Source organism: Amycolatopsis sulphurea, from assembly GCF_002564045.1.
GTDB classification, from domain to species: domain Bacteria; phylum Actinomycetota; class Actinomycetes; order Mycobacteriales; family Pseudonocardiaceae; genus Amycolatopsis; species Amycolatopsis sulphurea.
Genome location: NZ_PDJK01000002.1, coordinates 1,217,466 through 1,237,587 on the forward strand (window position 1 = coordinate 1,217,466; position 20,122 = coordinate 1,237,587).

Annotated in this window: 21 protein-coding genes and 1 pseudogene; 8 read left to right on the plus strand and 14 right to left on the minus strand. The window is 69.9% G+C overall.

What is annotated here, in order from left to right; translation table 11 throughout:
- Positions 1-89 precede the first annotated feature (89 nt).
- From ATK36_RS11545 to ATK36_RS11555, 3 genes are read left to right on the plus strand one after another with little or no spacing between them, the layout of a single operon-like run.
- Entirely contained in the window at positions 90-1,430 is a 1,341-nt protein-coding gene (locus ATK36_RS11545; protein ID WP_245914639.1) for a magnesium transporter MgtE N-terminal domain-containing protein, read from the plus strand.
- Entirely contained in the window at positions 1,423-1,920 is a 498-nt protein-coding gene (locus tag ATK36_RS11550) for a DUF1003 domain-containing protein (protein ID WP_098511238.1), read from the plus strand. The genes ATK36_RS11545 and ATK36_RS11550 overlap by 8 nt, the downstream gene beginning before the upstream one ends.
- A 37-nt stretch (positions 1,921-1,957) precedes the next feature.
- Positions 1,958-3,103, plus strand: coding sequence for an Mrp/NBP35 family ATP-binding protein (locus tag ATK36_RS11555; protein WP_170069694.1), 1,146 nt, complete (start codon positions 1,958-1,960; stop codon positions 3,101-3,103).
- Positions 3,104-3,448: 345 nt separating this feature from the next.
- Here the strand turns inward: ATK36_RS11555 and ATK36_RS11560 are convergent, their stop codons facing one another.
- The 3 genes from ATK36_RS11560 to ATK36_RS11570 form a co-directional block, all read right to left on the minus strand.
- Positions 3,449-3,937, minus strand: coding sequence for a hypothetical protein (locus tag ATK36_RS11560; RefSeq protein WP_098511241.1), 489 nt, complete (start codon positions 3,935-3,937; stop codon positions 3,449-3,451).
- An 89-nt stretch (positions 3,938-4,026) separates the two neighbouring features.
- The gene (gene tatB, locus ATK36_RS11565) at positions 4,027-4,434 is read right to left on the minus strand and encodes a Sec-independent protein translocase protein TatB (protein ID WP_098511243.1); all 408 of its coding nucleotides are present in this window, start codon (positions 4,432-4,434) and stop codon (positions 4,027-4,029) included.
- A gap of 136 nt (positions 4,435-4,570) precedes the next feature.
- Positions 4,571-6,100 carry a S1C family serine protease gene (locus ATK36_RS11570; protein ID WP_098511244.1) on the minus strand — a complete coding sequence of 510 codons (1,530 nt, stop codon included), beginning with the start codon at positions 6,098-6,100 and terminating at the stop codon, positions 4,571-4,573.
- Positions 6,101-6,495: 395 nt separating this feature from the next.
- Here ATK36_RS11570 and ATK36_RS32185 point away from each other — a divergent pair, with 395 nt between their 5' ends.
- The gene (locus tag ATK36_RS32185) at positions 6,496-6,648 is read left to right on the plus strand and encodes a hypothetical protein (RefSeq protein ID WP_170069695.1); all 153 of its coding nucleotides are present in this window, start codon (positions 6,496-6,498) and stop codon (positions 6,646-6,648) included.
- 227 nt (positions 6,649-6,875) lie between these two features.
- Here the strand turns inward: ATK36_RS32185 and ATK36_RS11575 are convergent, their stop codons facing one another.
- The 3 genes from ATK36_RS11575 to sigE all read right to left on the minus strand — a co-directional run bounded on the left by ATK36_RS11575 (position 6,876) and on the right by sigE (position 8,513).
- A complete protein-coding gene (locus ATK36_RS11575; protein WP_098511246.1) occupies positions 6,876-7,130 on the minus strand; it encodes a hypothetical protein in 255 nt (84 codons plus the stop codon).
- 67 nt (positions 7,131-7,197) lie between these two features.
- Entirely contained in the window at positions 7,198-7,902 is a 705-nt protein-coding gene (locus tag ATK36_RS11580) for an anti-sigma factor family protein (protein WP_098511247.1), read from the minus strand.
- Positions 7,899-8,513 (minus strand): RNA polymerase sigma factor SigE, encoded by a 615-nt coding sequence (gene sigE / locus ATK36_RS11585; RefSeq protein ID WP_098511249.1) that lies wholly within the window; start codon positions 8,511-8,513, stop codon positions 7,899-7,901. The genes ATK36_RS11580 and sigE overlap by 4 nt, the downstream gene beginning before the upstream one ends.
- A 189-nt stretch (positions 8,514-8,702) precedes the next feature.
- Here sigE and ATK36_RS11590 point away from each other — a divergent pair, with 189 nt between their 5' ends.
- Positions 8,703-9,356 (plus strand): O-methyltransferase, encoded by a 654-nt coding sequence (locus ATK36_RS11590; protein ID WP_098511250.1) that lies wholly within the window; start codon positions 8,703-8,705, stop codon positions 9,354-9,356.
- Between the two features lie 2 nt (positions 9,357-9,358).
- Here the strand turns inward: ATK36_RS11590 and ATK36_RS11595 are convergent, their stop codons facing one another.
- Positions 9,359-10,561, minus strand: a complete 1,203-nt coding sequence (locus tag ATK36_RS11595) for an MFS transporter (protein WP_098511251.1) — start codon at positions 10,559-10,561, stop codon at positions 9,359-9,361.
- A 63-nt stretch (positions 10,562-10,624) separates the two neighbouring features.
- Between ATK36_RS11595 and ATK36_RS11600 the strand changes: the two genes are divergently transcribed.
- The gene (locus tag ATK36_RS11600) at positions 10,625-11,548 is read left to right on the plus strand and encodes a LysR family transcriptional regulator (RefSeq protein WP_098511253.1); all 924 of its coding nucleotides are present in this window, start codon (positions 10,625-10,627) and stop codon (positions 11,546-11,548) included.
- Here the strand turns inward: ATK36_RS11600 and ATK36_RS11605 are convergent.
- The 7 genes and pseudogenes from ATK36_RS11605 to ATK36_RS11630 all read right to left on the minus strand — a co-directional run bounded on the left by ATK36_RS11605 (position 11,529) and on the right by ATK36_RS11630 (position 16,573).
- Positions 11,529-12,965: a leucyl aminopeptidase family protein gene (locus ATK36_RS11605; protein ID WP_098511254.1), complete on the minus strand. Its 1,437-nt coding sequence runs from the start codon at positions 12,963-12,965 to the stop codon at positions 11,529-11,531. The two genes, ATK36_RS11600 and ATK36_RS11605, sit on opposite strands and share 20 nt — an antisense overlap.
- A gap of 90 nt (positions 12,966-13,055) precedes the next feature.
- Positions 13,056-13,223, minus strand: a complete 168-nt coding sequence (locus tag ATK36_RS11610) for a DUF3117 domain-containing protein (protein ID WP_091294302.1) — start codon at positions 13,221-13,223, stop codon at positions 13,056-13,058.
- Between the two features lie 232 nt (positions 13,224-13,455).
- Positions 13,456-14,205 (minus strand): ESX secretion-associated protein EspG, encoded by a 750-nt coding sequence (locus tag ATK36_RS11615; protein WP_170069696.1) that lies wholly within the window; start codon positions 14,203-14,205, stop codon positions 13,456-13,458.
- Between the two features lie 15 nt (positions 14,206-14,220).
- Positions 14,221-14,667 (minus strand): hypothetical protein, encoded by a 447-nt coding sequence (locus ATK36_RS33475; RefSeq protein WP_245914641.1) that lies wholly within the window; start codon positions 14,665-14,667, stop codon positions 14,221-14,223.
- A gap of 579 nt (positions 14,668-15,246) precedes the next feature.
- Positions 15,247-15,513 (minus strand): annotated as a pseudogene (locus tag ATK36_RS34655) (PPE domain-containing protein); the annotation flags it as partial.
- Entirely contained in the window at positions 15,510-16,136 is a 627-nt protein-coding gene (locus ATK36_RS11625; protein WP_245914645.1) for a DUF3558 domain-containing protein, read from the minus strand. The pseudogene ATK36_RS34655 and the gene ATK36_RS11625, both read right to left, overlap by 4 nt.
- Positions 16,137-16,150: 14 nt before the next feature.
- Positions 16,151-16,573 carry a PE domain-containing protein gene (locus tag ATK36_RS11630; protein ID WP_141544422.1) on the minus strand — a complete coding sequence of 141 codons (423 nt, stop codon included), beginning with the start codon at positions 16,571-16,573 and terminating at the stop codon, positions 16,151-16,153.
- A gap of 322 nt (positions 16,574-16,895) precedes the next feature.
- Between ATK36_RS11630 and ATK36_RS11635 the strand changes: the two genes are divergently transcribed.
- Positions 16,896-17,690, plus strand: a complete 795-nt coding sequence (locus tag ATK36_RS11635; protein WP_098514811.1) for an enoyl-CoA hydratase-related protein — start codon at positions 16,896-16,898, stop codon at positions 17,688-17,690.
- Between the two features lie 620 nt (positions 17,691-18,310).
- Complete coding sequence (locus ATK36_RS11640; protein WP_098510205.1) at positions 18,311-19,741, plus strand: NF041680 family putative transposase; 1,431 nt, start codon at positions 18,311-18,313, stop codon at positions 19,739-19,741.
- The last annotated feature ends 381 nt before the right edge of the window (positions 19,742-20,122 follow it).

Below are 20,122 nucleotides of genomic sequence, written 5' to 3' on the forward strand. Positions count from 1 at the left end.
TTTGACCCGCTGGGCGCTGAAGTCCTGACTGAGAGAACGCCGGGCGCCGTCACGAGCGGACCCGCACGCCAGCCGATAGTGTCGGCGCCATGGCGGGTAACCGGGTCTTCGCAGCTCAGCTGGCAGGTCTGCCGGTGTTCGGGCCCGATGGCGAGTCCATCGGCAAGGTCCGCGACCTGGTCGCCGGGCTGCGGCTGGACCAGCAGCCGCCCCGGGTGCTCGGGCTGGTGGTCGAACTGGCCACCCGGCGCCGGGTGTTCGTGCCGATGCTCCGGGTCACCTCGATCGAGCCGAACGCGGTCACACTCGCCACCGGTTCGGTGAACATGCGCCACTTCACCCTGCGGCCCAACGAGGTGCTGGTGTGCGGCCAGCTGCTCGACGCACACGCGATGCGCACCGACGGCACCACCCGGGTGACCATCGCCGATGCCGCGATGGAGCCCACCCGCACCCGGGACTGGGTGCTGGCGAAGCTCGCCGTACGCGAACGGTCCACCCGGCTGGCACTGGGCCGGCGCCGCGCGGCCATGCAGGTGCTGGCGTGGAACGAGGTGGCCGGGCTCGGCCTCACCGATCTGACCGGCCAGCCCCAGGGCGCTGGTCAGCTGCTGATGCTGTTCGACACCATGCGGGCGGTGGATATCGCGGCCACCGTGCGCGATCTGCCGCTCAAACGCCGGCACGAGGTGGCCGAGGCGATGGACGACGAACGCCTCGCCGACGTGATCGAGGAGCTGCCCGAAGACGACCAGAAGGAGCTGCTCGCCCACCTGCCCGAGGAGCGGGCCGCGGACGTGCTCGAAGCGATGAACCCGGACGACGCCGCGGACCTGCTCGCGGAACTGGCCCCGGCCGAGCAGAGCCGTCTGCTGGAACTGATGGAGCCCGAAGAGTCCGCGCCGGTCAAGCGGCTGCTCGCGTACTCCTCGGACACCGCAGGCGGGCTGATGACCCCGGAGCCGGTGGTGCTCACCCCGGACGCCACCATCGCCGAAGCGCTGGCGCACATCCGCAACGCGGAACTGCCCTCCGCGCTGGCGACCCTGATTTTCGTCTGCCGTCCGCCCACCGCGACCCCGACCGGCCGGTTCGTCGGCGTCGTGCACTTCCAGCGGCTGCTGCGCGAACCCCCGGCCGAGCTGGTCGCGTCCGCGGTGGACACCGACCTCACCGCTCTCCGGCCGGAAGCACCGCTGGCGGAGGTCACCCGCTACTTCGCCGCCTACAACCTCGCCTGCGCGCCGGTGGTCGATCCGGAGGATCACCTGCTGGGCGCGGTCACCGTGGACGACGTCCTCGACCATCTGCTGCCCGACGACTGGCGCGAGACCGGGCTGCACGATTTCGGCCTGCCCTCCGCCGTCGATCCGGTCGACCCCGATACCCCCGCCGGACCAGCCGAACCCGAGGAGGCCGACCGTGCCTGAACTGTCCACCGGCCGACGGCTCGACCAGCCGCGCAGCCAGGCCCGCCTGCGGCTGAACATCGATCCGGACACCTTCGGCAGGTTCACCGAACGAGTCGCGCGGTTCCTCGGCACCGGCAAGTACCTGTTCTGGCAGACGCTGGTCGTCGTGGTCTGGATCATGCTCAACCTGGCCGCGCTGTCACTGCGCTGGGACCCGTACCCGTTCATCCTGCTCAACCTGGTCTTCTCCACGCAGGCCGCGTACGCCGCGCCGCTGATCCTGCTGGCGCAGAACCGCCAGGACGACCGCGACCGCGTTTCGCTGGAGGAAGACCGTTCCCGGGCGGCGCAGACCAAGGCGGACACGGAGTATCTGGCGCGGGAGCTGGCCGCGCTGCGGCTGGCCATCGGCGAGGTGGCCACCCGCGACTACCTGCGCAGCGAATTGGACCGGCTGCGTGACGACCTGACCGTGAACACGAAGCCGCGCAAGGCGAAACAGGCGTGAAAACGGCGGGCGGATACCGGTACGTACCATGGGTTCTGTGACTGGTACACAGCAGCTCCCCAGCGTCGACGACGTCCGCACCGCGCTGAAGGACGTGTACGACCCGGAGATCAAAAAGCCGATCACCGACCTCGGCATGGTCAAAGACGTGGCGGTCGGCGAAGACGGCGCGGTCACCGTCGGCATCTACCTCACCGTGGCGGGCTGCCCGCTCAAGGCGACGCTGACCCAGGACACCACCAAGGCGGTCGCGCAGCTCCCCGGCGTCACGGACGTGCGGGTCGAGCTGGACGTGATGAGCGACGAGCAGCGGACCGAGCTGCGCAAGTCCCTGCGTGGCGACGCGGCCGAGCCGGTGATCCCGTTCGCGCAACCGGGTTCGCTGACCCGGGTGTACTGCGTGGCCTCGGGCAAGGGCGGGGTGGGCAAGTCCTCCGTCACGGTGAATCTGGCCGTTGCGATGGCCGAGCGCGGGCTGTCGGTCGGCGTCGTGGACGCGGACATCTACGGGCACTCGATCCCGCGCATGCTGGGCGCGCGGGAGAAGCCGACCAAGGTCGAGAAGATGATCATGCCGCCACAGGCACACGGCGTGAAGGTGATCTCGATCGGCATGTTCACCCCGGGCAACGCGCCGGTGGTGTGGCGCGGCCCGATGCTGCACCGCGCCCTGCAGCAGTTCCTCGCCGACGTGTTCTGGGGCGATCTCGACATCCTGCTGCTGGACCTGCCGCCGGGCACCGGCGACATCGCGATCTCGGTGGCACAGCTGATCCCGAACGCGGAAATCCTGGTGGTCACCACCCCGCAGCAGGCCGCGGCCGAAGTGGCCGAGCGCGCCGGGGCGATCGCCATGCAGACCCGGCAGCGAGTGGCCGGCGTGATCGAGAACATGTCCTGGCTGGAGACGCCCTCGGGCGAACGGATCGAGGTGTTCGGTGCCGGCGGCGGGCAGACCGTGGCCGATTCGCTGTCCAAGTCGGTGGGCTCGAAAGTCCCGCTGCTGGGCCAGGTCCCGCTCGATCCGCGACTGCGGGAACAGGGCGACGAGGGCACCCCGCTGGTGCTCGCCGAACCGGAGGCGCCCGCCTCGCAGGTCCTCAGGGACGCGGCGAAGCAGCTCGCGGTCCGGGCCCGTGGGCTGGCGGGGATGATGCTGAACGTGACCCCCGCCGACCGCTGAGCGGTCGCGGTCCGGCTGCTGACGGCCTTGGCGGTCCAGGCGCGTACGCGGCCAGGCTACGTGCATGGTGGTCCGGGCGCGTGTGCGGCGGTCGGGTCGGGTGGACCGTGGTCAACCCGCGTACAGCGGTCCTGTGGGGTGCACGGTGGTCAGGGCGGTGTGCACCCATGGTCAAGCCCGCGTACGGCGGCCATGCGGTCTGCAAGGTCGCCAGCAGGGTCCATGGTGGTCAGTCGCGGCAGGCGCGCGCACCGTGGTCAACGGCTGCCCGCCGTCCGGACCGATCGGGCCACGGCCCAGAACACGCTGTGCCCAAGCCGCCTACCCGACCAGCCGCACCCGGACTCAGGCCGCGTGCACAGTGGTCAGCACAGTGCCCGACCCGCTCAGTGTGACGCGGGTGTCCCCGGCCTTGGCCACCTTCCAGTCGATGTCCTCGGCTTCGCCGGGCTGCACGGCGATGGTCTTGTCCGGCTGGCCCTGCACGTCGACGGTCTGCGGCTGGTCGACGGTCACCCGGACCTTGACGTGGTCGCCGACCTGCACGTCGACCGCACCGGCGGGCGGGGTGACCTTGCCGGCGGTGTACTCGACCGTGATCAGCACGTCCACGCCCGGCTGGCCGGTGTTCGCGCCCCGCTTGACGTTCGCCTGTTCCCCGGAGGCGCTGCCCGCCTCGTTCGAGTGGACCGCGGACGACGGGGCGGCCGGGGCGGGGACCGACGTGTACGTGGCGGGCGGCGCGGTGCTCGGCTCGTCGTCGGCACTGCACCCGGCCACCACCAGGGCGGCCGCCGCGATCGTCCCGGCCAGCGCAGCCGCACGACGTGACATCTCAGGAACCTCCAGGGTCGGTTGAAGCTTGTGCCCTGAGGCTACCCAGCCTGGTCAGGCGCGCTTCAGCTGCCCGGGAGCACGACTCATCAGGTGGCGTCCGGGTCGATCGGCGGGCGCTCCCCCGGCTTGAGCGGCTCCGGCTGCGGCACGCTGCTCTGCGGTTTGATCGCGGGGCTGCCGTTCGAGCCGTTCGTGCCGTTGATCGAGTTCAGGCCGAGCGGATCCGCGTCGCCGTCGAACAGATGCTGGGTGACGACGCGCTTCGGGTCGAAGTTGCGCAGCCCGCGCAGATCCTCCAGCGGTTTGCGGAGCTGGTCGAACTCCGGGCCCATCTCCTCACGCAGCTGCTCGCGCGCACCGGTGGCGAACTCGCGGACCTTGCGAACGCTGCGGGCCATCCAGGCGGCCGCCTCGGGCAGCCGCTCGGGACCGAGGATGAAGAGACCGGCGACGATGAGGACGAGAATCTCGCCCCAGCCGATGCTGTCGAACACCCGTGAACCTCCGCTCGGTGCTGGCCTGCCCAGAATACCCGCGCCCGGCCCAGGTCCGGCAGGCTGTGAAGGGAACATTCACCGACGTTGAGTCCCTGAAGATGCCCTGCACAGCTCGTCCGGCCGGCGGAGTGGGTCAGTCGCTGCCGAGAGTAACGTCCACGACGAGCAACGCGCCGGAGCGGGCCAGCTGCACCGGCACCACCGTGCCGGGGTCGTGGTTGCGCACGGCCACGGTCAGCTCGGCGGAATCGCGCACCAGCCGGTCGCCGACCTTGGTGATCACGTCGCCCTCCTTGATCCCGGCCGCGGCCGCCGGGCCGTTCGGGACGACGTTCTGCACCTGGGCGCCCATACTGGTGGATCCGGCCACGCTGGCCGCGTTGATGCCGATGTCGGCGTGCACGACCTTGCCGTGCGCGATCAGTTCTCTGGCGATCTTGACCGCGTAGTCGCTGGGGATGGCGAAGCCGATGCCGATGCTGCCGCCGTCCGCGCTCGAGGAGCGGATCGCCGAGTTGATGCCGACCAGCGCCCCGGTCGCATCGACCAGCGCGCCCCCGGAGTTGCCGTGGTTGATCGCCGCGTCGGTCTGGATGGCCTCGTAGGTGACCGGCGGCGCGCCGTTGTCCCCGCCCGCGGTGACCGGCCGGTCGAGCGCACTGACGATGCCGGAGGTGATCGAGTTCTGCAGGGCCAGCGGCGAGCCGACCGCGATCACCGCGTCACCGGCCTGCAGGTCGGCCGACTTGCCCAGCTGCATCACCACCGGGTTGGTCACCGCCACCTTGACCACCGCGAGGTCGGTCTTCTGGTCCGCGCCGACGAGCTTGGCCGCGGTGCGGGTGCCGTCGTTGAAGATCGCGGTGATCTTGACCGAGGAGTCCCCGCTCGCGGAGGACACCACGTGTTCGTTGGTGAGGATGTAGCCCTGCGGGTCGATGACCACGCCGGAGCCCTGTTCCCCGGCGTCCGCGCCGGGTTTGACCACTTCGAGCGCCACGACCGCGGGCGAGACCCGCTTGGCGATGTCGGCCAGCGAACCGGGCGGGCGTTCCTTGGCCGCCTCCGCCTCGGAGATCGTGGCACTGCCGGTGAGCGAGGACCCGGTGTCGGCCAGCCACCAGGAGACCAGCCCGCCGACCGCGCCGACGAGCAGCGCCAGCACACCGAGCAGGGCGAGCGCCCGCGGTTTGACCCGGCGGCCGAACAGCACCTCGGGCAGGCTCAGCAGCGCCCCGCCGGGCCGGGTCCCGGACTCCTCCGCGGAGTCCTCGGCGGTCACCGCCGGACCGGCCAGCACCGCCCCGGAACCCGGATCACGCCACGGATCCCGCTGATCGGTCCACAGCGGCTCCTCCGGCTCGGGTGGTTCGCCGGTCGCTTCGAGCGGCCGCTGCAGCAGCACGTCCTCGGCCCCCGGCGGACGGCGGAACGCCTCGGCGAGCGATTCCGGTGGCGGCGGGGCGAGGCCGAAACCGTTGCCGCCGTTACTGTTCGACGGCTGCGTGTAGAGCTTGTCGAACGCGCCCTCGACCCCGTGCGGACGGCCGAACACCGCGGTCTGCGCCGGATCGACCGCGGGCCGCTCGAGCGGCCGCGGCGCCAGCCGGTCCGCCCCCACGGCGCCGGGCTGGGCTGGGTTCGCGTTCGGCTGGTCGGTCATCATTCCCCGGGGCTGCGATCAGTGGCTCGGCATCGACGATATCTCAAGCCTGGCACACCCGAGTGTGCCCATCGAACGGTGAAATGGCTGTTGCCTGCTCCGTGGCCAGGAGAGCCTCGGCGCTGTGAGACCGGCTGGTGAGATGGAGATTCGGGCAGCAGATTCGGTGCTGGGCTGGTACTGGTCGCTGTCACCTGCGGCAGGCGGAACGTGCCACGGCTGCATCCGGGCCGAACGGCGGTGGGTCAAGGTCGATGCCCGCAGGGTCCGCACCGGCCCCGGGTAACGGCTTCCCGACGTGCCCGGCCGTGGGCTGACCGGTGTCGCCTCCGCGATCACCTGCGCCAAGGCAGGGCCTCAGGCGCGCTGGGCACGGGCTGCGCTGCGCCAACCCGATGTCCAGGCAGACCGGCGAAATCGAGATCCGGCACATCCTCGAGGTCGAGGATTTCGGCGACATGGCGACCTCGGAGGTCCTCGCCATCGCCGCCGTCCGGAAGGGCCAGGGTGTCGGCAAAGTCGGTGTGGAGGTCTGTGAAGGTTTGTGAAGGTTTGTGAAGGGGCCCTTCACAGACTCTGGGTCCGTGAAGGGCCCCTTCACAGACCCCGAGACAGGTCCGGCACACACCACGAGGTGGTCGCGCGTCTCGAACACCTCCGCATCGCCGCTGCCGGGCGTGATCGACGAAGAGGGCAGGCACCACCGATGATGACGCGGCAGCCACGGCACTCTGCTGATCACGGATCCTCGACCACCTTTGCCGGGACCCTGGACTCAGCGTCCGTGAAGGGACCCTCCACAGCCTTCCTGCCTGGACGCGGTCTCGCGTTGCTCCTTGACGCACCGGACGGCGCCGATGGCCGGGTCATCGAGATCCAGGCAGGCATCAGAACCGCACTCCGCCGAGCCGACCACCGACCGCCAAGCACCGGCCTCACTGCGGCGGTCAGGACTCGACAGCGCCGGAGTCTCCGGCACCGACAACAGCGGCGCCTGCCAGGTCGTCGGCACCGACAGCTGCGCGAGCATCAGACGCACCTTGAGCCAGGCCGGAACCCTCACTCCGCTAAGACACACGCCCTGGACCGGGCGGAACTCACCGAGCCGGAGCCGAGGGCACCCGATCATCCACCGGCCGCACCGCCGAACTCGACGACGCAGGATTCGACGACGCCGACGTCTCCGTCACCGCCGTCTCCGGTGCCTGCCGAGTCGTCGGCACCGACATCTGCGCGGGCAGCAGATTCGCATTGCGCTGGGCCGGGCTCTGGTCCCCGGTGCCGTCCCCGCTGTCACCCGCGGTGCCGACGAGCGCGAGCGCGCTCAGCACGAGACCGGAGACCACCACCCCCGCGCCCTGTGCCGCCCGCTTGCGGCTGAATCCGAACCGGCCGCCACCGAGCAGGTTCGCGGACTGCCCAAGCGGCGCGGTCGTGCCCAACGGCGCGGTACCCCCGAGGACGCTGGCGCCGTCCCGCAGCCCGGCCACGCGGTCCGGCCGCTGGATGGCCACGAGCTGCCCGTCCGCGGTCACCGCGAGGTTGTCCGGGGAACCAGGCAGGTCGGTGTGTTCCGGAATGGAGCGGAGGCTGGCCAGGAAACCGGCCGACATGGTCGGCTCGCCGGCCTGCTTGACCGCCGCGCCCGCCTGCCGCTGCGCACGCACCTCGCCGGCGCAGCCGGGGCAGCACGCGAGATGCGCGGCGGCCCGGTCCCGCGCGCCCGGGGTCAGTTCGCCGTCGACGAAGGCGACCACCACGTCGGGCAGCAGATGGGATTCGCGCAGGCCCCAGCCGGTCATACCGACACCTTGACAGACTCGCCTCGTTCGGCACGACGGCGCTCCAGCGAGGCACGCAGCGCGGAACGGCCGCGGTGGATCCGGCTGCGCACGGTGCCCAGCTTGACGCCCAGCGTGGTGCCGATCTCCTCGTAGGACAGGCCTTCCACGTCGCACAGCACGACCGCGGCGCGGAACTCCGGCGGCAGCTCGTCGAGCGCGGCGTCGAGGTCCGGGTCCAGGTGGGTGTCGCTGTAGTGCTGCTCCGGGCTCGGGTCGTCGCCGACGATCCGGTCGGTGTCCTCGGGCAGCCCCTCCATGCGCACGCGCTGGCGGCGGCGGGCCAGGTCGAGGAAGAGGTTCGTGGTGATCCGGTGCAGCCAGCCCTCGAAGGTGCCGGGCTTGTACGACGCGAGCGAGCGGAACACCCGGATGAAGGTCTCCTGGGTGAGGTCCTCGGCGTCGTGGGTGTTGCCGGTCAGGCGGTAGGCCAGCCGGTAGACCCGGTCGGCGTGCTCGCGCACCACCTCGTCCCAGGACGGCGGCGTCCACGCCGCGGCCGCGGGTTCCACGGCCACCGGCTCGGCGACGGTCATATCGGCGTTCTGCATCGGGGGAGCAGGCACCTCCATCTGCGTAACTCCTCTTCTGCTCTGCCAACGCGGCGCGGGGGCACGGTGTTCCCGTGCGATCGGATCGAGTGTGTCCGGTCTTCCCGTGGTTCTAGTGAGACGCGACTGAGAGCAGCCTGAGAACTTTCTTCGGGAGGCTTATCCGGGAGCCTTCGCGGTTTTGTCGACAACCAGCGCTAACCTTCGCGCGTGAGTTCCGGGACGCAGGCGGCGTCGGAAGCCGAGCCGGTGGGTGCCGAGCACGTCGACGGGTACCTGCCCGACGACGACGTGCTGACCATGGCGCGGGCCCGCGCGGACGAGCTCGGCTGCCCCCCGCTGGCGCCTGGAGCAGGCACGACGCTGCGGTTCCTCGCCGCGACGCTCGGCGCCCGCGCGGTGGTGGAGGTCGGCACGGGCTGCGGCGTGAGCGGGCTGTACCTGCTGCGCGGGATGGCCGCGGCCGGCGTGCTCACCTCGATCGACATCGAGCCGGAATTCCAGCGTGCGGCCCGCCGGACGTTCCTCGACGCCGGGTACCCGCCGGGGCGGATGAGACTCATCACAGGCCGCGCGCTCGACGTGCTTTCCCGGCTCACCCCGGGCGGCTACGACCTGGTGTTCGTGGACGCCGCGCGGATCGAGTACCCGGGCTACTACGAGCAGGGCGTGGCCCTGCTTCGCCGCGGCGGGATCATCGCCTTCCACAACGTGCTCGCCGGCGGCCACGTGGTCGACCCTTCCCGACGCGACCCGGAAACGCTTGCTCTGCGTGAGGTGGCACGGGCCGTCCGAGAGGACGAACGGCTGGTCCCGGCGTTGCTGCCGGTGGGTGGCGGGCTGCTTCTCGCGACCGTGGGCTGATGTCAGGAGTGAGCCAGCACACGGCGTTCAACCCGGGTTGCCGTGCCGGCTACGACGGCCGTTGCCGCCAGCGCGAGCCACACCACAACGGCGCCGATCAGCCAGCTCCAGCCTGCTTCGCCGTAGACGACGCTGCCGATTGCTCCGCCGACGCTGCTGCCGAGGTAGTACATGAGCGTGTAGAGGCCGCCGACCTGACCGCGCGCGTTCTCCGGCGCTTCAGCCGCGGCCCAGCTGTTCGCGATCGAGTGGGCAGCGAAGAACGCGGCAGTAAGGACCACAAAGCCGATCACGATCAACGGCAGCGAGTCGGGAATCGTCAGGACGCCGCCGATCGCCATTGCCAGCAGTACGCCGAGAAGCGCGCGCCGTCGTCCGGTCCGGGCAGTGAGACGGCTAGCAGTGGCCGAAGAGACCGACCCGAGCGCGTACGCGAGGAACACGAGCGAAGCGAGCGCAGGCGTGAGATTCAGCGGCGCGCCGGTCAGACGGAAGCCTGCGGCGTTGTACATCGCGACGAAGGCTCCCATAGCCAGCAACGCGACCGCGTACTGCGCAAGCAGTACCGGACGACGTACGGCAGCAAGCAGCCCGACAGCGACGTCGCGGGCCGTCTGCCGCCCCTCCCCCGGCTGTCGCTGCGACGGCGGCAACGCGAGCACAGTCACCACCGCGCAGACCAACGAGACCCCCGCGACCACGTACAGCGCACCTCGCCAGCCGACAGGACCCGCGGTGAATCCCGTGGCCAACCGACCGGTCATGCCACCGATCGAATTGCCCGCAATCATCGCGCCGACCGCTGCCGCCACCCCGACCTTGCCCAGCCGTTCCACCAGGTATGCCGTCGCCACACCGGGGAACCCGGCGATCGCGACGCCCTGTACGGCGCGAAGCACGAGCAGCAGCGAGTAGTTCGGCATAAGCGGCAGCAGCAGCCCGAGAATGGTGGAAATCACCACAGACGCGACGATCACCGGCCGTCGTCCGACCACTTCGGACAGTGCGGCGATCGGCAGCACCGAGATGGCGAGCGCACCCGTGGCGACGCTCACCGCGAGCGAAGCGCCGCCGGGGTCGAGGTGGTACTGCGCGGCGAGCTGCGGCAGCACCGGCTGTGGGGCGTAGAGCAGGGCGAACGAGGTGAAACCGGCGGCGGCCACGGCGACCTTGACGCGGCGGGTCGGGCTGGCGGGAAAGGTCACGAGGCCGAAAGTAAGCCTCGCTAATCAATACGTCCAATACGTCTATCCGCGATAATCCATACCGTGACGGATGAGAAGCTGACAGCCCAGCTAGCCCCGCATCTGCAGTTGCTCGCCGTGCTGCGGAATACCGGGAATGTCACACGGACAGCCGAGCTGCTGGGGATACCGCAGCCCACCGTCAGCAGGCGGCTGGCGGCGCTGAGCCGGGCGCTGGGCGCCCCGCTGACCGTGTCGGCCGGCCGGGGCGTGCGGCTGACCCGGGCCGCTGAACTGCTCGCCGAGGCTGCCGAACGAGCGCTGACGGCCGTCGACGCCGGCGTCCGGCTGGCCCGCGAGGAGATCGAGCCTGGCAGCGGCCGCGTCGTGCTCGGGTTCCTGCACCTGCTGGGCCGGGCGCTGGTGCCGGAGCTGCTGCGGGACTATCGCGCGCAGGTGCCGGGCGCCCGGTTCACCCTCGTCCAGGGCTCCCGTCAGGACATGCTGGACCGGCTCGCCGCGGGTGAACTGGACCTCGCGCTGCTCGCCCCGGTGCCGGAGGAGGACGAACGGCTGGGGTCGGTCGTGCTCGACGAGCAGCCGATCCTGCTGTCCGTACCGGCCGGGCACCGCCTGGCCGGCCGATCCGCGGTGCGGGTCGCGGAACTGGCGGACGAGCCGTTTGTGCTCCTGGAGCCGGGCTACGGCCTCCGCCGCATCACCGACGACCTGTGCGCCGCCGCGGGTTTCACCCCGAAGGTCGCGTTCGAGGGACAGGAATCGGACACCGTACGCGGTCTGGTCGCCGCGGGGCTGGGGGTCGCACTGCTGCCGCTGTTCGAACCGGGCGCACCGGCCGGGGTCGCCGAAGTGGCCCTTACGCCGCCGGTGACCCGGACGATCGGCCTGGCCTGGCGCGCAGGCGAACCGCAGCCGCCCGCCGTACGCAGCTTCCGCGACCACGTGGTGACCGCGTACCCGCGCCGGATCAACCGGCGTACGAAGTAGCCAGCTCTATCAGAGTCCGCGCGGCGAAGCCGGAGGCGCCGGGAACGACTTCGTCGTACGCCTTGTCCGCACGAGCCGGACCTGCGATGTCCAGATGCGCCCACGGGCGGCCCGCGGTGAACTCACGCAGGAACAGCGCCGCCATGATGCCGCCAGGGCCACCCGGCGCCTGACGTACGTCGCCCAGGGTGCCTTCCACGTCGCTCGCGTAGTCCTCGATCAGTGGCATTCGCCACCACGCCTCACCCGCCCGGACACCCGCTTCGACTATGCGTTCGGCAAGTTCGTCCTCGGTCGCGAAGAGCCCCCCGGTGCGCAACCCGAGTGAGACCTTCATCGCACCGGTCAGAGTGGCCACGTCGACGACCAGGTCGGGCTTGAAGCGCTCAATGCCGTACGCCAGTGCGTCGGCCATCACCATCCGGCCTTCGGCGTCGGTGTTGCCGACCTCGGTCGTACGGCCGCCATAGTGCCGCACGATGTCGCCGGGGCGGTAGGAACCACCGGACACATGGTTCTCCGCGGCCGGAACCAGCGCGGTCACCCGCACCGGCAGGCCGAGCGCCGCGATCCCGCGCACCGCGGCGAGCACGGCCGCGCCGCCCGCCATGTCGGTGCGCATCAGGTGCATCCCCGCGTTCGGCTTCAGCGACAGGCCACCGGTGTCGAACGTGATGCCCTTGCCGACGAACAGCAGATGCTTCGCCGCGCCCCGCGGTCGATACTCGAGTTCGATCAGCCGCGGCGCGGAGGCGGACCCGCCGCCGACCGCGAGGACACCGCCGAAACCCTTCTCCGCCAGCCACTTCTCGTCCCGCACCGTGACCCGTACCGGTTCGCCGACGACCTTCGCGGCGGTGTTCGCCAGCCAGGCGGGGTTCTTCACGTTCGACGGGGCGTTCGCGAGATCCCGGGCGAACGCGGCGGCCGCGGCCAGCGTCCGTACCCGCGCCACCGTCTCGGCGAACTCCGACACCGCACCTTCTTCGGCGACCAGCCGTACGGCCGGTACCGGCGGCTTCGGCTCGCTCGTGGTGACCATGAAGCGGTAGCCGCCGAGCGACAGCCCCTTCGCCAACTCGCCCACCTCGGCCGCGGTGACCTCTTCGGACAGCAACACCTGCACTGTCCGGATCGGACTCTTCGCCGCCGCGTCGCGCATCGCGCGGGCCAACGCCGCGCCGGCACGGCGAAAGTCCTTCGGCGTGGCTTCGCCGACTCCCACGACCCAACGCGGCGTGTCACCGTCTTCGGCGAACTCGCGTACGTCGCCGGTGCGCCCACTCGCGCCGTATGCCGCTTCGTCACCTTCGGCGTGAGCGGCGGCGAAGACCGCCCGCGGAATCCCTCGCCGCGCCGTGGAGACGACTTCGATTTCGGGGAGTTTGGTGGGGACGGGTGGTAGTGGGTTACGCACAGCGAGCTACCTTCGGGCGCAGACGAACCGCGACCCCGGCCTCCGCTGGGAGACCGGGGTGCACAGTGGACAGAGTCGGTCGAGCCGGAATCAGCCGGTGACCTCCTGCAATGCCACGCCGAGGTCCTTCGCTTCCTCCGCGGAGAGCTCCACGACCAACCGGCCGCCACCCTCCAGTGGCACCCGCATCACGAGGCCCCGCCCCTCCTTGGTCACTTCGAGGGGACCATCTCCGGTCCGGGGCTTCATGGCCGCCATAGCGTGCTCCCTCCGTCTCAACCGGCGCGCCCGGGTCGCGCACTCCCATGCCAGCCGGGTCCAGGACCCCATTGTCCCTCATCAGCGGCCGGGCGCGAACGCGGACCGATCATTTGGGCACGTATCCGTGCTGGTATGCCGCCCGCCGTGGCCTGGAACGGGTCACCCGCCCGGCCAAAAGCACTGTCCGCAGCGGCTTTACCCGTGCCGGCCACGCTTTGCCACCCTCGTCTCACGAACCGAGCTGCGAGCGAAGCCCAGTCACCCGCTGGGCCAGCAGGTCCGGCGTACCGGGCACCACGGTCAAGTACCGGTTGCCGACCGGACCGGACACGGCGCAGGCGACCCGGCCGCTGGCGAGATCCAGATAGCCCAGCCGATCGCCCGAAACGCGCCGCCGGCAGCCGGGCTCACGCATGGCGACCGTGATCTCCCCGGCCCCACAGCAGGACTCACGAAACAACGCGTCGACGGCGCGAGCGGCTTCAGAGCGTTCCGCTACGGCGCCGTACAGTCCGTCGTCGCCTTCGCGGAACTCGTCCTGCGGCAGGGAGAACGTGGGCATCTCGGCGGGCGCGTACTGCGGCAAAGCGCTTACCAGCTCGTGTGCCAGCGAATGCGTACCAGCCGCCAACCGCAGCCGCACTCGCTCGCCCGAGCACACCGCCCGGACCGCGGTCCTGCCACGTACGGCGACCAGGACGCCGTAGTGCCCTGCCCCGTCCTCGACATAGGCGACGTACTCCGTCTCGGCCCGCGCAAGCGCGTACAGGACGTCTTCGAACTCGTCGGTGAGCCGGTCACCGCGATCCAGCAACCGTTGTTCGGCAAGCTCGTCCCGCACTGTCGGGTCCAGCTCGCGGTCAGGCGGCGGGTAACGCAGCCCACCGGCGAATACTGGATGCGGCTCGCCCAGGCCGGCGTTCCGGAGCGCGCCCAGGAGGGCACTCAGCGTCAGTTCGACTGCGCATGCCGGTACCACTCTCGGCCCCCTCAGTTATTCCTGCTGGCGTGATTCCGTCCGCTGGCGCGGCATCTCCCCGAGCACCGGCGGCACCGGCCGCACGTCGCTGCCCCCGAACAGCCCGTCCGAATCGGCTTCCCGCAGATACGCCGGGGACTTCTTCTCCTTGTCATCGTCCTTCTTTCGCCCAGCCATCCCAGGACCGGCCATGGCACCGTTCTTCTCGCCTTCGGTCGCGCGGGGCGGGGCTCCACGGGCGCTCGCGGACTCGGCCGCTTTGCCCGCACCGGAGCCTGGTCCGCCGCGCGGGCTTCCCGCCCTGCCGGAGCCACCGTCCACTCCGTCTCCCGGTGATCCCCCGCCCGCGCTCTGACCATCCGAGCCGATCGGATTGACCGATTGCCCGGTCGGCCCGAACCGATACGGCTCGTCCGGCGAGGAGACCACCGGCGGCGCCGGGTCGGGTTGGTACGCGCTCACGCGGGTCGACGGACTCTGCCGCGGTCCAGGCAGCGATGGAGCGTCCGGATGGACACCGTCTCCGCTCGGCGCGGGGGAGCTAGTGCTTTTGCGCTGTGTCGGCCCGTGGCCGTCGCCCTGGCCATCACCTGGGCCGCCTGGGCCGTCACCGTCCGGGATCCACTGGTCTCCGCTCGATACCGGCCCGCTTGGCACCTGCCCACCGCTTGGCGTCCGCCGGACTTCCCCCGGATACCCGGACGGCACCAAGCCGTCACCATGACCGGGCTTCCCCACGGCCGGCCCGTGCTGCCCGCCATTGCCGGCCAACCGCACCACCGCACCCGTATCGTCCAGCGTGGAATACTGCGCGGGAATCCGCGCAGTATTCGCCCCCGTCGCCGTGTGGTAACCGCCGAAAACGTCGATATTGTGCTGCACGTCATCCTGCCACCGCGCAACCTTCGTGAAATAGTTTTCCCCTTGCCCGCCGAACATGATGCGCACATCTTGCGCGGTCAATTCAGGCTGATGCGGAGCCACCGGCCGCACACTGTTCTTCACGGCCTGAAACGCCGATATCTGGTCATTCGCAGCCGCCCGCGCGAGCGCGAGGTGCACACCGTCGTCCGCCGCGGCAGCCATCAGCGGCATACAGGAATTGGCCAGCGCCTCATCCGCTGCGGCACCCTGCCACGCCCCACGCAGAAATCCGGCCAGATCGGCGATCCGAGCGGCGCGCGCTTCCAGATTCCGGCTGAGGCGATCCGCCGCCTGATGCGTGTCACTCAGCGATCCGGGCCCGGCCCCACCGGTGAGCTGCCGGTAGATGTCTGCGGCGCTCAAGGAATCACCGGTCATCATCATCCCTCTCGAATATTACTCAGCACCATTTCCGCAATACCGCGGGCAGAATCACAAGGATCTTTCTTGCCGATATTCTTCTGAGACTGACGAGCCGAGATGTCCACAGTCTGCTGATCACTCACGCCAAGCGCGACGTGACATTCACCGATACTGCGGGTGTCCCGGTCGCCATAGGCGGCGATCGGATATCCGTTCACCGGATCGAGTGGTCGGAAGAACCCGTAGGCACCACCCGCCGCCTGGTAGACCGAGGTCAGCCCAAGCTTGTCGATATCCGGGAATTTCACGTCGACGCTCGCGTTGCCGTGTGCCGCATCGCCACCCCAATAGCAAGCCGGCCCTCCAGGACGGTCCAGCCCTGGCGTCGCAGGTGCGGCATCCCCCAGAAGGTTGGTGATCTGCCGCGCGGTGAGCGCGGTGCACGGCAGCCGACTCGACCGTGTGGTGTCGATCGGGTGCTCGACCTTCGGCACGCCTTCTCCGGGAACCTGCTGCTCGGACGGATTCTCCGGCACTGCCGAACCGGACGGTAACGCCGAACCGGTCTGCGCGACCGGCTCGGCCTTACCGAGCACCATGCCGGAACACCCGGCCAGCGCGAAGAACGCAGCCCCGGCCAGCACCGCGGCGACCCGTTTCACAGACTCCCTCCAGCCCGCTTGACCTCGGCCGCATAAGCGTCCTCGACTGTCGCGTAAACGCCCAGCGCCACCTGGAACTTCGCCGCCTGGACCCGGCAGTACCGAGCGCGCTGCCGCAGTGATTCGACCAGCGCCTCGCCTGACCGCCGGAACACCTCTGCGTTCCCGCCACTCACGAAATCCCTCCCCGGCGGCTGCGTACGGGCAATGGTGGCCGCATCGTCGATGTCATGATCGAACTCTTTCGCCAACGATTCGAACTCGCTGGCGACGCGTTCGAGTAAGCCTCGATCACAGGAATAACCGGGCGCTTGCCCGAAGGCACCGGAGATGATCGAGCCGAACGACTGTCCTCCATACCTGTTTCCAGGTGTAGACACCTGGTCAGCAGCCTGCGAACCCGGCGGGTCATCGGTCATGACGTACGCCCTCCCCTGCGTAAATCCTGCCCTGCGGTACACCCCACTCGCGATCACGTACCGTGATGAGCCCACTACGTTAGACCCGGGAATGGGCATTCGCCACCCGTTCCTGCCAGGGTGGACCCGAATGCCACACGCAGATGTCACCGGAGAAGGTCACGCAGGCCTGCTCCCCGGCCGCCGCCGCGGAGCCGAGGTGCTCGACGTCTCGATACAGCCCGGCGCCACATTGTCTCGGGCTACGCTGCCGTCCGGAGCGATCGACGGCGACGCGAAGGTCGGCGTCGACTACCTGGAGTTGCAGCACCTGGAGGCATGCGTGACCACATCCGACGTCCTGCTGACCGCCGATGCCGACGGCGTGCGCACGCTGACCTTGAACCGGCCGCAGGCGTACAACTCGCTGACGGTCGAACTCAAGGAACGGCTGCTCGCCGAACTGCAGGCAGCCGCCGACGACGCGGACGTGCGGGCGGTCGTGCTCACCGGTTCGGGGAAGGCATTCTGCGCCGGCCAGGACCTCAAGGAGCACGTCGGACTGCTGCAATCGGGCGATCCGGCACCACTGAACACCGTGCGCCACCACTACAACCCGATCGCCCGCGCGATCGTCGGGATGTCGAAGCCGGTCATCGCCGCCGTCAACGGCACCGCGGCCGGCGCCGGGGCCGCCTTCGCCTACGCGAGTGACCTGCGGATCGCGGCGGAATCGTCGTCGTTCCTGATGGCCTTCGCCAACGTCGGCCTCGGCCCCGACTCGGGCGCGTCGTGGACACTGCAGCGGCTGATCGGCTACGGCCGCGCCGCCGAGCTGATGCTGCTGGCCCGCACCGTCGACTCCGCCGAGGCGCTGCGTATCGGCCTGGTCGGCGAGGTCGTACCGGACGAGGACCTGGCCGCCCGAGCCCACGCGATCGCCGCGAAACTCGCCGCCGGCCCGACGGTGGCCTACACGAAGATCAAGCAGGTTTTGAACGTTTCCGCGCAGTCGTCCTTGGAGGAGGCTCTCGAAGCGGAAAACGCCGCCCAGACCATCCTGGGCAAAACCGCCGACCACGCTGAAGCCGTCGAAGCCTTCGTCACCAAACGCAAACCGGCCTTCCGTGGCGAATAAGTCGTGAAGGTCCCCTTCACTACGCGAAATGTGGCCGCGGCGCGACGGGGACCTTCAGTGCATTCCCCGGCATGAACGGGACCTTCACAGCCGACCCGCGGGGCGAAAGTGACTCTCACTCCACCCCACGGAGCGAGAGCGACTTTCGCCCCCGGCCCACCTTTCGCCCCCGGCCCATGGAGCGGGAGCGACTTTCGCGCCACGTTCGTTCTCCGCGATACGAAAGGCACTCTCGCCGCCTGATCGGTGATGCGAAAGTCGCTATCGTTGCGTTCCCGGCGATGCGAAAGGCACCACCAACGCGTTCTCATTGAGCTGAGAATCGCCATTCCCGCATTCCAGGTGACGCGAAGGCGTTTTCGCTACGTTCTTGGTGGCGTGAAGGGCACCATCGCAGCGCACTGGCGGCGTGAAAGGCACCATCGCAACACACCGAGTGGCGCGAAAGGCACCATCGCAACACACCGAGTGGCGTGAAGGGAATCTTCACGGACTCTGAGCTTGTTGTTTAACCCGGTTGCGTTGTCGCGCTACCCCGGTTGATCGTGGGTGAGGCCCTTGGTTGATCATTCTTCTTGCGACAGAAGGAAGATCACAACCAGGGGCCTCAGTTGATCAGTGTGCACGACGCCGGCCGTGCCGGTGCACTCGGGGAGTTGTCCGCGTTCCGGGAGCGGTTCCACCAGTGCCTGACCAGTCGGGCGGACGCCTTGTCCGACCTGGCCGACGCGGTGCTGTGCGCCGACGGGCCGGTCGCCAGCCTGGCCGAACTGTCGCTGGTCCCGGAGCATCGGCGCGGGCACGGCGCCGGCTACGACGCGATCAACCACGGCACGATCGAGGTCGGCCGGTTACGCACCACCCTGGCACGCCTGCCCCTGCCTCGTGCCGCGGGCGGGCGGATCGCATTGGGCGTGGACGTGTCGCACTGGCTGCGCCCGGACGCCGCGTGCAGCCCCGAGCGGCTGTTCTGCCACACCTACGCCCGCGGCAAGGGCCAGGCCCAGATGATCCCCGGCTGGCCCTACTCGTTCGTCGCGGCGCTGGAGACCGGGCGCACCTCGTGGACAGCGGTCCTGGACGCGGTCCGGCTGGGACCCGCCGACGACGCCACCGCGGTCACCGCCGCCCAGCTACGCGCGGTCGTGGGCCGGATTATCGACGCCGGCCATTGGCAGCCCGCCGATCCGAGCATTCTGATCGTGGCCGATGCCGGCTACGACCTGCCCCGGCTGGCGTTCGTGCTGGCTGATCTGCCCGTCGAGGTGGTGGGCAGGATCCGTTCCGGCCGGGTGATGCTGCGGCCCGCACCGCCCCGGCGGCCGGGCGCGCCCGGCCGCCGGGCCAAGCACGGTGGGGTGTTCACGTTGGCCGATCCCGCCAGTTGGCACACCCCCGAGCACACCACCGGCACCGACACCACCCGCTATGGACACGCCCAGGCCCAGGCATGGGACCGGCTGCACCCACGCCTGACCCGTCGCGGCCCCTGGCTGGACCACGACGGTGAGCTTCCCCTGGTGGAGGGCACCGTGATCCGCCTGCAGGTCGAGCATCTGCCCGGTGATCGCGACCCCAAACCGGTCTGGCTGTGGTCCTCGGTCACCGGCGCCAGTGCCGAACTGGTCGACCTGCTCTGGCAGGTGTTCCTGCGCCGCTTCGACCTGGAGCACACCTTCCGGCTGTTCAAGCAGACCCTCGGGTGGACCCGTCCCAAGCTGCGCGCCCCGGAATCGGCTGACCGCTGGACCTGGCTGATCCTGACCGTCCACACGCAACTGCGACTGGCCCGCCCGCTGGCCGAGGATCACCGCCGCCCGTGGGAGAAACCAGTCACCGAGCCCCGCCGGTTGACTCCGGCTCGGGTTCGGCGGGGGTTTCGCAACCTGCACGCGACGACAACCCGCCCCGCAGCCGCACCGAAACCCTCCCGGCCTGGTCCTGGACGCCCAGCCGGCTCGACCAACCACCACCCCGCAACCCGCTACAACGTCGGCAAAACCGTCAAACGCGACCTCACCCTCGCGCAGCACCGCAACCACACAGGTTAAACAACAAGCTCAGAGTCTGTGAAGGGACCCTTCACACCAGCGGCCGCGGGGCGACGGGGACCGTCACGCCTGGTTCCGCGGAGTGAAGGGGACCTTCATGCCAAGGCCCGCGAAGCGATGGCGACTTTCGCGCCGAGGTTCACGCTGTGAGTGGGACTCTCGCGACGCGGGAACAGCAACGATGGCCGTCCGCCGAACCGCGAGCCGTACGAAGGAAGCAGCCGCAAAGGTGGTCGGGCAGAAGGCGAACGCACAGAAGCAGCTCCGAAGACGCTCAGTTAAAGCACACAGCGGAAGCAGCCCGAAGCCCTCCGCCAGTGCGCACAGCGCGGAAACGCCCGGAGGCCGTGAGCCAGCACGCGAAGCGCGGAAACAGCCCCG